The organism is Clostridium sartagoforme, assembly GCF_039521405.1.
Taxonomy (GTDB): Bacteria; Bacillota; Clostridia; order Clostridiales; family Clostridiaceae; genus Clostridium; species Clostridium sartagoforme.
The window spans coordinates 81738-97749 of sequence record NZ_BAAACH010000002.1 but is presented as its reverse complement, the minus strand read 5'-3'; the positions used below and the strand labels follow the sequence as shown (position 1 = coordinate 97749).

General features: G+C 28.0%; 14 protein-coding genes and 1 pseudogene. 6 read left to right on the top strand and 9 right to left on the bottom strand.

Going from position 1 to position 16012, the window contains the following annotated elements; all coding sequences use genetic code 11:
- Positions 1-6 precede the first annotated feature (6 nt).
- The 3 genes from ABDZ60_RS00730 to ABDZ60_RS00720 all read right to left on the bottom strand — a co-directional run bounded on the left by ABDZ60_RS00730 (position 7) and on the right by ABDZ60_RS00720 (position 3213).
- Entirely contained in the window at positions 7-894 is an 888-nt protein-coding gene (locus ABDZ60_RS00730; RefSeq protein ID WP_343775075.1) for a carbohydrate ABC transporter permease, read from the bottom strand.
- Between the two features lie 10 nt (positions 895-904).
- Positions 905-1795, bottom strand: a complete 891-nt coding sequence (locus ABDZ60_RS00725) for a carbohydrate ABC transporter permease (RefSeq protein ID WP_343775073.1) — start codon at positions 1793-1795, stop codon at positions 905-907.
- 74 nt (positions 1796-1869) lie between these two features.
- Positions 1870-3213 carry a carbohydrate ABC transporter substrate-binding protein gene (locus tag ABDZ60_RS00720; RefSeq protein WP_343775071.1) on the bottom strand — a complete coding sequence of 448 codons (1344 nt, stop codon included), beginning with the start codon at positions 3211-3213 and terminating at the stop codon, positions 1870-1872.
- Between the two features lie 335 nt (positions 3214-3548).
- On the opposite strand from ABDZ60_RS00720, the gene ABDZ60_RS00715 reads away from it, so the two are divergent.
- From ABDZ60_RS00715 to ABDZ60_RS00705, 3 genes are all read left to right on the top strand, one after another.
- Complete coding sequence (locus ABDZ60_RS00715) at positions 3549-4997, top strand: arylsulfatase (RefSeq protein ID WP_343775069.1); 1449 nt, start codon at positions 3549-3551, stop codon at positions 4995-4997.
- A gap of 98 nt (positions 4998-5095) precedes the next feature.
- Positions 5096-6229, top strand: coding sequence for an anaerobic sulfatase maturase (locus ABDZ60_RS00710; RefSeq protein WP_343775067.1), 1134 nt, complete (start codon positions 5096-5098; stop codon positions 6227-6229).
- A 158-nt stretch (positions 6230-6387) separates the two neighbouring features.
- Positions 6388-7272 carry an AraC family transcriptional regulator gene (locus ABDZ60_RS00705; RefSeq protein ID WP_343775065.1) on the top strand — a complete coding sequence of 295 codons (885 nt, stop codon included), beginning with the start codon at positions 6388-6390 and terminating at the stop codon, positions 7270-7272.
- Between the two features lie 45 nt (positions 7273-7317).
- Here ABDZ60_RS00705 and ABDZ60_RS00700 read toward each other — a convergent pair whose 3' ends face one another.
- The gene (locus tag ABDZ60_RS00700; RefSeq protein ID WP_343775063.1) at positions 7318-8076 is read right to left on the bottom strand and encodes a tRNA threonylcarbamoyladenosine dehydratase; all 759 of its coding nucleotides are present in this window, start codon (positions 8074-8076) and stop codon (positions 7318-7320) included.
- A 275-nt stretch (positions 8077-8351) separates the two neighbouring features.
- Here ABDZ60_RS00700 and ABDZ60_RS00695 point away from each other — a divergent pair, with 275 nt between their 5' ends.
- Entirely contained in the window at positions 8352-9044 is a 693-nt protein-coding gene (locus ABDZ60_RS00695) for a 5'-methylthioadenosine/adenosylhomocysteine nucleosidase (RefSeq protein WP_047001770.1), read from the top strand.
- Between the two features lie 51 nt (positions 9045-9095).
- Here ABDZ60_RS00695 and ABDZ60_RS00690 read toward each other — a convergent pair whose 3' ends face one another.
- The 3 genes and pseudogenes from ABDZ60_RS00690 to ABDZ60_RS00680 form a co-directional block, all read right to left on the bottom strand.
- Positions 9096-9509 carry a hemerythrin domain-containing protein gene (locus ABDZ60_RS00690; protein ID WP_016207815.1) on the bottom strand — a complete coding sequence of 138 codons (414 nt, stop codon included), beginning with the start codon at positions 9507-9509 and terminating at the stop codon, positions 9096-9098.
- A 391-nt stretch (positions 9510-9900) separates the two neighbouring features.
- Positions 9901-11310, bottom strand: a pseudogene (locus tag ABDZ60_RS00685) (methyl-accepting chemotaxis protein); the annotation flags it as partial.
- 52 nt (positions 11311-11362) lie between these two features.
- Positions 11363-12247, bottom strand: coding sequence for an HD-GYP domain-containing protein (locus tag ABDZ60_RS00680; RefSeq protein WP_016207817.1), 885 nt, complete (start codon positions 12245-12247; stop codon positions 11363-11365).
- A 610-nt stretch (positions 12248-12857) separates the two neighbouring features.
- On the opposite strand from ABDZ60_RS00680, the gene ABDZ60_RS00675 reads away from it, so the two are divergent.
- Positions 12858-13118, top strand: coding sequence for a late competence development ComFB family protein (locus ABDZ60_RS00675; RefSeq protein WP_016207818.1), 261 nt, complete (start codon positions 12858-12860; stop codon positions 13116-13118).
- Positions 13119-13188: 70 nt separating this feature from the next.
- A complete protein-coding gene (locus ABDZ60_RS00670) occupies positions 13189-14658 on the top strand; it encodes a sensor domain-containing diguanylate cyclase (protein WP_052953974.1) in 1470 nt (489 codons plus the stop codon).
- 76 nt (positions 14659-14734) lie between these two features.
- On the opposite strand, the gene ABDZ60_RS00665 is transcribed toward ABDZ60_RS00670, so the two are convergent.
- Together ABDZ60_RS00665 and ABDZ60_RS00660 are read right to left on the bottom strand one after the other, a co-directional pair.
- Positions 14735-15289, bottom strand: a complete 555-nt coding sequence (locus ABDZ60_RS00665) for a rubrerythrin family protein (RefSeq protein WP_016207820.1) — start codon at positions 15287-15289, stop codon at positions 14735-14737.
- A gap of 146 nt (positions 15290-15435) precedes the next feature.
- Positions 15436-15942: a COG2426 family protein gene (locus ABDZ60_RS00660; RefSeq protein ID WP_047001774.1), complete on the bottom strand. Its 507-nt coding sequence runs from the start codon at positions 15940-15942 to the stop codon at positions 15436-15438.
- Between the last annotated feature and the right edge of the window lie 70 nt (positions 15943-16012).

Here is a 16012-nt window from a genome sequence, read left to right as displayed (position 1 = left end):
CTCCTCCTAATCTTTTAATCCACCAAGGCTCATACCTTGTGTAAGTTTTTTCTGTACTGAAATATATAAAATTAATGTAGGTAACATTACTATTACTAGTCCAGCATACATAATTCCATAATTAGTAGCTGTTTTTTCAACTGCCATTAAATTCTGTAATCCAACTGGCAATGTTTTATTCCTTGAAGCCATTAATGTAAATGCAATAATATATTCATTCCAATAAGCCAAGAAATTAAATAATATAACGGTAATAATACTTGGTCTAGCCATAGGAATCATAATCTTAATCATTGTTTTAAAATATCCACAACCATCAATTAAAGCCGCTTCCTCATAAGCTGTTGGTAATGTTCTAAAATATCCACTTAATAAGTAAATGGTAAATGGTAAACTAGTTGATGCGTAAACTATAGCCAAGACTAAACGATTGTTTAAAAAAAAGTTAATTCCAAGAGTTCTATTAGCTGAACTTAACATTAAAAATATTGGAACTACAATGTAGTTAACATTAACAAATAATCCTGCCATAAATCCTGCACTTATAAATTTTCTACCTTTGAATTCAAATCTTGCTAAACAATAAGCTGCTGGTAATGCTACTATTAATGAAATAATAAGTGCTAAAGATGTAACAATTACAGAATTTAATAAGTATTCTCCCATTTTTGCCTTCCCAAAAGCAAGACTAAAATTTTCCCAAATAAGCTTTTTAGGAAAAGCAAATGGATTTACATCTTTTCCAACAAATTCTGCATTAGATTTAAGGCTGGCCATAAACACCCAAGCAACTGGTATAATAATAGAAACTGCTAGTACAATTAAAGCAATATAAACTAATATTTTATATAATTTTATATTGCTTTTTGATTTTGTTTCCTTAATACTACTCATATTTTCCCCCCTAAAACTCTAACGCTTCACGTTCAGTAATTTTATTAATTACAGCTGACAAAATGAATGAGAATGAGAATACAACTACTCCAATCGCCATTCCATAACCATAAGCTGATGATGTGTATGCTTGCTTATACATATAGCTTAAAAATACCTCTGTTTGTCCATTCGGACCTCCACTTGTCATAATTTGAACCATTAAAAAACTTAAATTAATTGTACTAATAACAAAAAATGTTAAGGTTGTACGAATATTGTCCCAAATTAGAGGTAAAGTTATAACAAAGAATTGTTTTACCTTACCTGCTCCATCCAAGCCAGCAGCTTCGTAAAAACTATCTGGAATTGAAGCCATACTTGCCATATACATAACCATATAATATCCAATTGCTTGCCAAATTAGAGCAAAAATTAATGAATAGATTACTATATTAGGATCACCCATCCACATTCTTTTTAAGTTATCTAAGCTTAGAAATCCCAATACACTATTTAATAATCCAGATTGTGGATCATAAATTGCTCCAAAAATAGCTGAAATAACTACAATACTTAAGATATTAGGTATATAAAATATTACTCTAAAAAAGTTCTGTCCTTTAAGTTTTTCTTGAGTTAATATTGCTGCAAAAAATACTGCAATTGCTAATGTAATAATTGTTACCAATGTAATAATAAGGATTGAGTTTTGTATAGATTGTAAAAAGTTTTGATCCTTAATTAAGATCTTAAAATTCTTCAACCCTTGGAATGTTTTATTATTTGAAATCCCCCCCCATTTGTATAAAGACATTCTAAATACATTAAATGTTGGTATTGCCATAAATATTGTTATAAGGATCACAGCCGGAGCCATGCAAGCAAAAATAAATCGCCTTTGTGACTTTCTTTTATTCATTTAACTCCCTCCTTTAAATCAAAAGGTGAGTTATAATAACTCACCGTTTTCATTACATAACTAAATTACTTTAACTACTTAAGTGCTGCTTTACATTTTGCAAAAGTATCATTTAATTGAGCTTTCCATGCATCAGCAGTCATTGATTCATCAACTAATGAGTCAATCGCACCATATACGGCTTTCTTAAAGTCCAATCCTTCAATTGTATCTGTTGTAGCCCAGTTACCTAATGCAGGTAATACGCCCTCTGTTTCATAAATGCTATAAAATAATTTCATGTCTCCATCAAGCTTGTTAACAATTCCCTTTATTGGTTGAACAACTGGAGCTGCGACCATTTGTCCATCTTTATTTTGAACCTTATTAGCTAACATAAGATCAACTGCTTTATCTGAGTATAAGAACTTAATAAATGCTTTAGCGTCATCATGGTTTTTACCTTCTTTAGGCGCCCAAACTTGTTCAAAGAATGTATAAGCATAACGATCTCCACCTTTTTCATATGCTGGTAGTGGCATAAATCCCCACTTAAAGTTTTCTGGAGTTGATTCAGACATTTCTCCAACTACCCAGTTTCCATTAGGCATAAATGCTACATCCCCATCTATTACAGCTTGTTGATTTTTCTTGAATCCACCATCACTATTTGCATTAGCTACTGTTGCATCCCAAGTGTATTTTGATAACTTAGCAACTGTATCTATTACTAGTTGTCCTTCTTTAGAGTTCCAAGTATTGGTATCATATTCTAATGCTTTCTTATAGTAATCTGATCCCCCAGCTTGATATAACATTGCAAATAATGTTCCATCAAAGTATCCTGATTGAGGATAAGTAAATAATGCCTTACCTTCTGCCTTTAATTTATCACCATATGCCCACATTTCATCCCATGTAGCTGGTACCTTTCCATCTTCAAACTTAGATGCATCATACCATAGCCCTGTTGGTGAATAGAATATTGGTGCTAAATATGTTTTTCCATCTCCATATGGTTGAGTTATTGCATTTTCAGCAAATCCTTCTGCTAATTTATCCTTTAAATCTCCTGTAAATACATCAGAAATATCTAATAAAGCTTCTTCCTTAATCATTGTTTCAGTAAATCCACTCTTTTGTCCCATATTATAGTAAACTACATCTGGATATTCTCCATTTAACATTTGAGGGCGTAACTCTTCATCTAATTTTGATGAAAGTTGTAATTGAACATCTACATCTTTATTCTCTTCTTCGAAGGCCTTTTCAAGATTCTTCCATATATCTCCTCCGTTTCCGCCTTCAAATGCAGCAACTTTTAAAACCCTTTTTTCTCCTTCGGTTGCATTTGATGATTCTCCCTTTTTACTACCACATCCAGCAAGTGTTGTTGCAGCCATAAGAGCTACTAATGACATACATAATAACTTTTTCATAATTTTCATTTTCCCCCTTTAAATTTTTATAATTCCTTATATTCATTTATACCATGTTTCCCTTATGTTTTTAGTATAGATTAAGGTAAACGTTTTTTATATAATTATATTGTGTTGTTTTTAATATATATTGTTATTGTTAAACTAATAATAACACATGTAAAATTAGCTGCGATCTAGTAAAATTCCCACATAGGGGACTTGTTTAAAAACGAGTGTTTCTTTTTGGACCTTATGTACCTCCTCAATCCTAATAGAAAAATGCTTGTAATTCTGTTATAGTTAACCTATACAAATTACTAAATTAGTAAGAATAATAAAGGAAGGATATTACTATGAAGCAACCAAATATTATATTATTAATTTGCGATCAATTTCGTGGTGATTGCTTATCTTTTAAAGGTCATCCTGATGTAAAAACTCCTTATCTAGATACATTAGCTGCCACAGGTATATCTTTTGATAGAGCATATTCAGCATGTCCTAGTTGCATTCCTGCTAGAGCTGCATTATTTACTGGAAAAAGTCAAGCAAATCATGGACGTGTTGGTTATGAAGATGGAGTTCCATGGAAATATAATCATATGCTTGCTCAAGAATTAACTGATGGTGGATACCAAACACAATGTATTGGCAAAATGCATGTGCATCCCCCTCGTCTATCATGTGGATTTAATAATCTAAGATTACATGATGGATACTTAGGCTATTATAGAAGTAGCCTTATACCATATTATCAACATCAGGAAGTAACAGATGATTATTTATATTACTTAAAAGATAAAGAAGGACAAAGTGCCGACTTTAACGTTACAGGGCCAGAGTGCAATTCTTGGATTACACACCCTTGGATCTATGAAGAAAAACTTCATCCTACAAATTGGGTAGTAGATGAAAGTATTCGCTTTCTAAAGACCAGAGATCGTACAAAGCCATTTTTCTTAATGAGTTCTTTTGTTCGTCCTCATCAGCCCTTTGATGCTCCTAAAGCTTATTTTGATATATATAAAAATAAATCTTTAAGAAATCCGGCAAGTGGTGATTGGGTAGATCCAAGCCTTACCAAAAGATTTGGTATAATTAAAGATTCAATTTATGGATGCAGAGATGAAGAGCTTCGCCATGATGCTATGTGCGGCTATTATGCATGTATTACACATGTTGACCATCAAATTGGAAGGCTTATTACATCCTTAATGGAGGATGGCACATATGATGATTCAATTATCTTATTTTTATCTGATCATGGTGAACTTTTATTTGATAATAGCTTATATCGCAAAGCATTTCCATATGAAGGAAGCACACATATTCCGCTAATTATCCATGTTGGTAATAATATAAAACATTTGTCAGCATTTAGAAGTGATACTCTTGTGGAACTTAGGGATATAATGCCTACTATTTTAGACTTCGCTGGAATCAAAATTCCAGTAGGTGTTGATGGTTTTTCACTAGCTCCTGAAATCTGTGGGTATGAAAGAAATAATCGTGAATATCTACATGGAGAGCATAGCTTTCACTCTAACTTATCTAATCATTATATCGTTACAAAATCCGATAAGTTTATATGGTATAGTGAGAAAAATGAAGAACAGTACTTCAATCTTGAAATGGACCCTAGAGAAGAACATAACTTAATTAATGATATATTTTATAAAGATCGTATTACTTATTTAAGAAATTGTCTGATTAAGGAATTGCAAGGAAGAGAAGAAGGCTATAGTGATGGAATTACTCTTAAGGAGGGATGTAAACCATTAAATAGTTTGTCTTATATTTGATTTAAATCGCAAATCAACAGTTTTCACTTGTTCCCTTATACCTGTTCCCTATGTAACTCTATTGAGATATCTAACAAAATAAAATAGGAGAAGAAAAAATGAGAAGAAACTTAAGCTTAATGATAAAACCATCATCTAGTAAATGTAATTTGGAATGTAAATATTGTTTTTATAATTCTATATCAAGCTCTAGAAATATTTATGATTATGGATTTTTAAAAGAATCTACTCTTAAAGAAATAATACAAAAATCTTCAGCTTATTGTAATGGTGGAAATTGTGTAATAGGCTTTCAGGGAGGAGAACCCCTACTTATAGGGTTGAGCTTTTATAAAAGGCTTATTGAATATATAAAGTGCTTTAATAATGGAACTAAATTTTCTTTTTCTCTTCAAACAAATGGTACTCTTATTACTGAGGAATGGGCAAAATTATTTAAAGAAAATAACTTCCTTATAGGTATATCTCTCGATGGTAACAAGGATATTCATAATTTGAACAGAGTTAATCGCAAGCATGAAGGAACTTTTAATGACGTTATGAAAGGAATACGATTATTAAAAAAATATAATGTAGATTTTAATATTCTTACGGTTGTTACTTCTGCTATGTGCAAGAAAGTTGAAAGCACATATAACTTCTTTAAGAAAAATGACTTTAAATACCTTCAATTTATCCCTTGCTTAGAACCACTAGAAAATATAAATGTACCTCTTCGTAAATTTTCACTTACAAAGGAAGATTATAAAATTTTCCTAATAAAACTTTTCGATCTTTGGTATACGGATGCTATAAGTAATAATTATATAAGTATAAGGTTATTTGATAATATTCTTGGTTTATTTTTTAATCAAAACTATGAAGCTTGCGATATGAAAGGGGTGTGTTCTTGTCAGCACATCATAGAAAGCGATGGCTCAGTATACCCTTGTGACTTTTATACTTATGAAAAATACAAGATAGGGAATATCCTTACAAACTCATTTGATGATATTCATAAACATCCTACTACAACTATATTTTTAAATGAGTCTACCAATATAGCCACTAAATGTACAACCTGTGAATACTACTTTATATGTAGGAATGGTTGTGCTCGTCATAGAGAAAATCAAGACAATAGTCTTAATTACTTTTGTGAAGCATATTATGAGTTTTACTCTTATTCAATAGATAAATTTAAAGATTTAGCTTTTAAAATAAAAGTAAATAAAGTATTAATTTCGATTTGATTACCTGTAAAATAATATTATTGCTTATTTCTTTAGTAATATTGCTATAAGAATTATATTGCCATACTATATATATATTGTGATATAATATATATATTTCATAGTTAATAATAAACATAATTGTCATAATATACTAATAATTAGGTTGGAGGTGTATCATGGGTAATACAAGATATTTAATAAATAAAAAGAACTATGATCCTAACTATGAGCTGCTTTATATAAGTAAATCTAAATTTGAAAACGATTGGCATAGCACAGCTCATTTTCATCCGTTTACAGAAGTATTTTTTATAACTGATGGAAAAGGTGCCTTTCACTTAGATGACACCATTGTTAACGTTAATAAATGGGATCTAATTATAATTAATCCTAACTGCCTACACACTGAAAAATCGTCTTTATCTGATTCTCCTTTAGAATACATTGTTCTTGGAATAGATAGCTTACTATTAAACTTTCCTGAATCCTATAGCTTAACTAATAATGAGCAACAAGTTAACCTTTATAGGATTATGAACTTTTCTAAAGATAAAGAAATAATACTTAATTACTTTAATCAGTTAATCCATGAAATAGAAAATAAAGAATTTAATTATGAGCATGTATGTAAAAGCATTTTAACACTATTTATAACTCATATCATACGCAGCACAACCTCGCTACGATTTATTGAACAATCCCAAGAAAAACTAAACTTAGAATGTATAAAAATTAAAAATTACATTGATTCTCACTATGCGCAGAATATAACATTAGATTTTTTATCTGATTTATCATATATGAATAAATTCCACTTAGTTCATACATTTACTAAACAAATAGGTATTTCACCTATAAATTATGTTATAAATAAGCGTATTCAAGAAGCTAAAAATTTATTAGGTACTACCGGCTATTCAATTAGAGATATTGCTTCAATAGTAGGTTTTTCAAACTCTTCTTACTTTAGTCAAATGTTTAGAAAGGTAACTGGAATATCACCAAAAAGTTACAGGTTAGAAAATTCTAAAAGAAGTAGTATAATAAAAAATAAGGAATAAGTTGCTGTCACAATAGCAGCAACTTATTCCTTATTTTAAAATTAATTAAATTTCGCCTATTATATCTTTTACAACTTCTCCACCTATTATCATTCCAGCAACTGGAGGAACAAAAGATATACTTCCTGGTATTTGTCTTCTAATCGTACACTTCTTAGTTCCACCTGTACAAACACAGCCGGTTTTACAAGTAACTACATCTTCATCCTTTGGTTTTCTTGGCTTTTCTTCTGAGTAAACAACTTTAAGTTTTTTAACTCCTCTTTTCCTTAATTCATACCTCATAACCTTCGCAAGTGGACAAACTTTTGTTTCATATATATCAGCAATTTTAAATTGTGTTGGATCTAGCTTATTACCTGTCCCCATTGATGCAATTATATTAATATTTCTTTCATAACAATATTGTGCCAAAGCTAATTTTGCTGAAACAGTATCTATTGCATCTATTACATAGTCAACATCCTCTGGAATTAGCTCTTTTATATTTTCTGGAGTTACGAACACTTCGTGAGTAATAACATTACATTTCCTATTTATAGTAAGAATTCTCTCCTTCATAACATCAACCTTTGATTTACTTATTGTTCCATATGTTGCATGTATTTGTCTGTTTAAATTAGTTAAGCAGATAGTATCATCATCAATTAATACTATGTTACCTACCCCTGCCCTTACTAGAGCTTCAACAGCAAAGCTTCCTACTCCACCAATACCAAAAACTACTACTTTCGAATTTTTCAACTTTCCTAGTCCGTCACTTCCTATAAGTAACTCTGTTCTAGATAATGAATGTTGTAACATTACCTTCTCTCCTTCTTGTATCTTATGTAGTTTAACAAAAGATTAAATTTTAATTTATATCTTATTTTAGAACATTATTTATTTATATACAATATTATTATTTTCCATATAATAAAAAACATTATAGTTTATTTAAATAAAGTCTAATATATGATAATATAAGAAATAAATTGAGAAGCAATTTATTTTAGTTCACAATTCATATTTCCATAACTGTGCATCGTGCACTGTGAACTGTGAACTGTGAACTGACAAAAGATTTAAGGAGGCTAATTATGATTTTAGGAGTTATAAGTGCAATGACTGAAGAGTTGGAACTTCTTTTGAAAGATATGTCCATCCAAGAAAAAACGAAAAAGGCCAATATGACTTTTTATAGAGGCACTTTAGAAAATAAAAATGTGATTGCAGTTGTTTGTGGCATTGGTAAAGTAAACGCTGCTATTTGTACACAAATATTAATATCTGAATACAATGTATCTTCAATAATAAATGTTGGTGTCGCAGGTGGTATTGGTAAAAATATTTACCCTGGAGATGTTGTTGTTGGGAAAGATTTAGTGCAACATGATATGGACACGACTATTTTCGGTGATCCTCATGGACAAATTCCAAGATTAGATACCTTTGATTTCAAATGTGATGATTCCTTAGTAAAAGCTGCTTTATCTGCTTGTGAGGAAATTAAAGAAATAAACACCTTTTCAGGTAGAATAGTGTCTGGTGATCAATTTATATCAAGCATTGAAAAAATCCAATGGTTCGAAAAAGAATTTAATGCTATAGCTTGCGAAATGGAAGGTGCAAGTATTGCTCATGTATGCTATTTAAATAATATTCCTTGTGTTGTTATTAGATCTATATCTGATAATGCCAACAATGGAGCTCATATGGATTATGAAAAATTTATTCCTATTGCTGTTAGAAACTCTACTATTATTTTAAAAAGTATGTTAGAAAAATTATAACAAATAAAGCAGACAAATTATTATATTTTAATAACTTGTCTGCTTTATTTATTATATCAACTTCATTTTTGGATATAGACTTCTATCTTCTTTGTCTATTCTATTTTTTAAAAGCTTTAAAACTTTATTACTTTCTATTAAGAATTTATCAATATCATTTAATATTTTATTCTTAGTGTTAAAATTACTTTTAAATTCCTCAAATACCTTATGTATATTTCCCATCTCTTGACTATACTCAAGAGCAATTTTTTTTAAGTTTTCATTTGCACCATTAATTAATTCTGGATACAAAAACTTGTCCTCTGTTTTCATATGGATATTTAACTTTCCTGCAAGAGTGTTTATATCCCATACCAGACTATCTATATCATTAGTTATATTATTTGAGTTTAAGTTTTTATTTATCTTGCTAAATAAGCTATTTATTTCTAAGTGCTGTCTTTCTAAATTATCTATATTCATCTCTTCTAATTTCCTACCTTATCTCTTATTTATTTATATTAACTATATAATAACTAAGAAATAAGAATTCTTCTGTGATTTCAATCACAATCTACTAACTATTTAGATTATCTTATTTTAAAGTTTATCTTTTAAGTTTAAATATATTTATTTCTTTTGTCATTTCTTTTGCCATTTTGCTTAGATTTTCTGCTGTTCCTGCAACTTCTTCAGATGATGAATTCATTTCTTCAGAAGCCGCTGCTATCTCTTCCGTAGATGCAGATACCTCTTCAGCTACTTCTGAAGTAGATTCTACTTTTTGTAATATTATATTTTTATTTTCTTCTATACTAGCTGCTGATCTACTTACAGAATTGATTTGTGGAATAATCTCTGCAATAGCTCCTATCATCTTACTAATATTCACTATTGAGTTATTTACTTTATTAATTTGACTTTCTAATTCTGCATCCATAGTATCTGTGCTATTAATAAGTATTTCTGTTTTATCTGAAATATTTATTATTAATTTATTTATACTTTCAGAAGAAACTTTAGATTGCTCTGCAAGTTTTCTTATTTCATCTGCTACTACTGCAAATCCTTTACCTGACTCCCCTGCTCTAGCTGCTTCGATTGCAGCATTTAATGCTAGTAAATTAGTTTGTTCTGCTATATCATTAATTAAATTAGTTATTTCATTAATCTTTGATATATTTTTTCCCAATTCAACAATTAAATTAACAAAGTTATTAAAATCACCTTTCAACAATCCTAATTCTTTTACAATTACTTGCATATTACTTTCATTATCTTCAGCCATTTTATCAACTTGATTAGCGTTATTATCTATATTTTCAATTGCAGAAACAATATCTTCTATTCGCTTTCCAAAGTCACTAAGTATATTACTAATATTTACAAGATCTTCTGTTTGTTCTCCAGAACCTCTAGCAACATCTTGCATAGCTAATGCAACATTTGATGAAGATGATGTCATTTCTTCAGATACCGCTGACAGCCCTTCTGAACTTCTTTCTATAAATAAAGCTTTTTCTTTTATCTCTTCTAATAGACTCGATATATTGCCTAATGTCTCTGCTAAAGCCTTTTTCATAACTCCGAACTCATTTTTACTATCGGTTTCTATATTAGGTGTAAAATCACCTTTAGCAATAGATTGTAACTTGTTAATTATATCTTTTGCTGAATATTTTATACTTCTTCTTATAAAATAAGCAATAACTCCAAGTACTATTAAAGAAATGATTATAATAATTGTAAAAGTATTTATTACTTGATTATATATACTATCACTATTAAATTTTATCTTATCTGCATCAACTTTATTATATTTCATTAAACTTTCAATCGTTTTAGCTATATTATTTCCATACTCATCAAAACTTTTTAAATCTTCACTTTTAATCTTTTCTCCCCTACTAGTGTAAGAATTAACCTTTTCCCATACTTCCATATACTGATTATATTGCTTTTGAAAATAATTTAAAAATTTTACTTCATCATCATCCATATTGCTAGTTTTATATTTTTCTACATATTCTTGAATCTTCGCATCATATTCCTTTATTTTTTTGTTAAAATCCGGACTATACTCTATGTTTGATCTATTTATTTGAATCCTTATATTTAAATAATTTGCATTAATATCTGCAACGTCTGTAATAGGAATTAACCTATACTCATATATTTTCTCTATATTATTATTAACTTTTTTAGTTTCTCTGATAGCTCTAACTCCAATAAGTAAAACCAGTGTAATTGCTAGCACGCTTAAAAGAGTCACTAAATTTGTTATTTTTATATCCTTTAATTTTTTAAACATATTAATTCTCCTCATTTGTAATATCTTATATACTAGCCTTAAAATCATATTTCAAAATATTCTTTTTAAAAACTTTTATTATGTTATTATCTAATATCTCCATTCCATCGCTACTTAGATAGTTAACCGCTTCACTAGGCGATATTGACATTTTATATACTCTATCTGTTGTCATTGCATCATATACATCAGCAACAGCAACTATTTTTGAAGTAATGCCTACATAATCCGGTTTAGCCCTTAATGGATATCCGAGAGAATCTATTCTTTCATGGTGAAACAAAACTGCTTTTTTCACTTCTTGATTAAATTCACTAAAATTACTTAGCAAGAAATATCCATACAGAGTGTGTTTTTTAATTTCTTCATACTCTTCTGAAGTTAATTTAGTCTCTTTATTTAAAATTTCATGAGGTATATAAATTTTCCCTATATCATGTAATATTCCAGCTTGAGTTGCATTAATAACTTCTTTATTACTTTGATTCATCCATATTGCTATAAGCATTGAATAAAGTGATGTGTTTATACTATGTTTAAATGTATAATTATCAATTTTCTTTATTCTGTCTAATGCCTTTATTATGATTGGATTATCACTTATACTTTTACACATTTTAGATACATATTCTGTAATTTCATCATATATATGATCATTTTTATACAAAATACAAGTAAGAGTACTTTCAACTTCTTGTATTATTGTTTTATGTACCTTTTCATAATTATCAAAATTAGTAAGTGGATTATATATATTAATACTTATTATACCTAAATCAACTAAATACCTTTTTAATTTGCAATTAAGTACTGTATCTTTTTCTAATATAATATTACCATATGCATCATAAATATCTTCAGCTAGCTTGTCTCCATTTATACTATTTGATGTAGGTATATTAATTGTCATCGTATCCTGCCTCCATATTAATCTTTTTATATCCACTATATATTACCTCTTGCAAATGTTTTCTTAAGATTGCCTAAGATTACTCTTATCAATTCTCATAATTATCTATAATTGAATTTTTAACTCAGTTTATATTATTTCGAAAAAGTTTTTATTCCCTATTATAATTTAATAATATTATTTTTATAACCTTCTCAATTCCGCTTTAATTGTAGCATTTTATCCTATTTTGTCAATGCTTGTTGTTTCAAAATCATTTATACTTTTTGTTTTATTTTGTCGTATTTTGTTTTATGCCATGTATTTATTTTCATTTATAGTATAATATTCACAGTTATTATTTTTAAGAAATTTAGTTTTTTAGCCTTTACTCTATATTTAGATGTGAAACTTTAAATGTCGAAAAATAATTTTAAATTTCTAATAAAATTTTAGTATTAGATATAACTCTTATCATATTATTAGCAATAGAGATATAAATAATATAAAAATAATAATTTGCTTATTGCTTTAAATTTAACAATTAATTTTATATAATAATAGAAGTTATGGATAATACTTCTATTATTGTTTTTTATATAAATACTCTAAAATTGGAAGGAGGGGTATCTTGCTTAGAAATTATATGGAAGTAATAGTTGATAATTTGTTAACATCTATTCTTAGTGAATATAAAGATATATGTAAGTGCAAAGTATGTATTGAAGATATAAAAGCAATAACTTTAAATAATCTACAGCCCTTATATATTTCTACCGAAAAAGGCTATACTTACACCAAAATCAATGAATTGAAAATTCAATTTAAAACTACCGTTATAAGTGAAATAATTAAGTCAATTGATATAGTATATAACAATCCAAATCACTAACATCAATTGATATATCTTTTAATTGTATAGTATAAAAGCAAGTTAAAACAATTTTTAAGGATGATATATAATGTATAATAATCATAACCTATCATTAAGCTATAAAATACTTGAAAAAAAACTTGATTTTCAAAAAGAAAATTTATTAATTGCACTAGATCGAATACGAATTTCATGCATTGGAATATTATCTATTAATATGTATTATTTCTACTGCTACTTCTTCTTATTAAAAGATGTTAGTAAGCATTTTAAATTAGTATTACTATTTGTTCATTCAAGCGGATTTATTTTATCTTCATTATTTTTAATTTTTTATAAAAAGATAAAAATTTATAATAATATTTCTATATTACGGTTTATTTATAGATTATTTATTATAATACTGTTACTTGCTGGATCTCTTCCCCTTATTATTAATTATAAATTTGTAAATAGTATTGATTCATATGCAATCATGATGTTAATTTCAGCAGTATGGTTTCCTTTTGAACATATATTTATGATTACAGCTTTTATAATTAATCATATAATACTTATGTTAGGAATTAATATGCATTTTTCTAATAGCCTTATATCTATATTATCAAAACAAATTAATGCTAATACAATATTGTTAGCATCGATTCTATTATGTTATTCTTTGCATAAGAATAGATTAAAAGAATTTAGCAACAAATGTCATCTTATTGAAAGTGAGCATAATTTCAAAAAATTATTTAATGCAAATCCACAGCCCTTATTTATAAGCCAATACAAAGATGATAAAATTATAACTTCAAATAATAAGGCATCTATATTTTTAGGATATAGTAATGATGAATTTAATAAAATATCTTTAGGTGATTTATATAAAAATGAAAAAGATAAATATAATATGTTAGAGAATATTCTCAGTAAATCTAAGATTAAAGAATGTATTGTAGAGTATAAATGTAAATCTGGTAATATTAAATGGGTAATTACAAATCATGAATTAATTGAATATTATGGAGAAGAATGTATCTTAACAAGTATTACAGATATTACAGATTTAAAAAAAATTGAAGATGAATTATTAAATCGCGCCTCCATGGATTCACTTACTGGTGTTTTGAATAGATACTCTGGAATTAAAATTCTTGAATATAATCTTAGTCTTTGTAAGAATATAGGTGCTTCATTATCATTATGCTTTATAGATATAAATGATTTAAAATTAGTAAATGATACCTATGGACATAACGAAGGTGATATATTAATTAGAACGGTTTGTGAGGTGATACAAAAAAATATAAGTTCTTCAGATATTATCTATAGATATGGTGGAGATGAATTTATAATTTTATTTCCATTTAAAGATGAAACTTATGCTGAGAACATATGGGATTCTATACAAAATGATTTTCAACAATATAACTTTTCCCAATTGAAGCCCTATTCTGTTAGTGCGAGTCATGGAGTATTTGAATTTAATAATAGTATTGATTATACAACAGAAGAAATTTTACACTTAGCAGATAAAAAAATGTATTTAGAGAAGCTTATGAAAAAGTCATGATATAGACTTTATTTATATCATGACTTTTATATTAATTATTCTTTTTAATAAAACTCTATAAGCTAATAAGATTTTATTAAAAAGACTTAAATATTTCTTTTTTTGCGCCACAGACTGGACATTTTTCTACATTATCTCCAATTTCAGTGAAACCGCAAATTGGACATATATAGATAGTCTCACTACCTATATCTTTTTGCTGTTTTGCCATATCTTGTGCATCTTTGAACATCTTAGCATGAATTTTTTCTGCTTCTAAAGCATAGTGAAATGATCTTTGCGCATCAGATTCTTTTTGAAACTTAGCTGTTTCTAAATAAACAGGATACATTTGATCTATTTCATGTAATTCTCCATCAATTGCACCTTGAAGATTTTCAACTATATTTGTATGACCAAATACAGCTCCAGCAACTACTGTTTTATCTTCAACCTTATCATTTAGTACATTAAAATGATTCTTAGCATGACACCACTCTGCATAAGCAATTCCCCTAAAAAGTCTAGCTATATTTGGATACCCATCCTTTTCTGCTGAATCACCCCAAATAGTATAACGCATATGAGCCATACTTTCTCCACCATATGCTGAACTTAAAAAATCTACTGTCATCGCATTATTTACTGACATTATAAACACATCCCTTCATGATATATTATTATTATTTCAAAAAAGGAAATTTTAATTCATTTATATATAAACTTTCTATAAGCATAGGAAAATGGCTGATAAATACTTTATATTCTTATATTTTTTACATATATTTTTAATAACTATTATCCCATTGTTTGAATGACCCATGGAATTCCATAGGATATTATAGTCATTATTACTGTTGCGATTATTAAACCTACAAATATCGCTAAGGATGCCTTCTTTGTTTTTATTCCAAGTAATGACGCTATAAGTGCACCTGTCCATGCCCCTGTTCCTGGTAAAGGTACACCAACAAATAATGCAAGTCCCCAAAATTCATATTTCTGAATTTGCTCACTTTTAGCCATTGATTTTTCCTCTAATTTTTCAACTGTAGCTTTAAATAATTTGGTCTTTTTCATCCAATTAAATATTGGGGTAATAAAAAACAAAATGAATGGAATAGGAACTATATTTCCTAAAACGCATAAGAATATAGCTTTAAATACTCCTATACCTAATAAAGAGGACGCAACTAATCCACCTCTCAACTCTAAAATAGGTACCATAGATATTATAAACACTACAAGCTCCTTTGGCATAAAACTTAATGTGCTAGTAAACCAATTAATTAATGAATCTGTCATAATATGCTCCTTATACTATATATTTCTTTAAATTTTATTTTTAAAAATATGCTTATTTACATATATATAA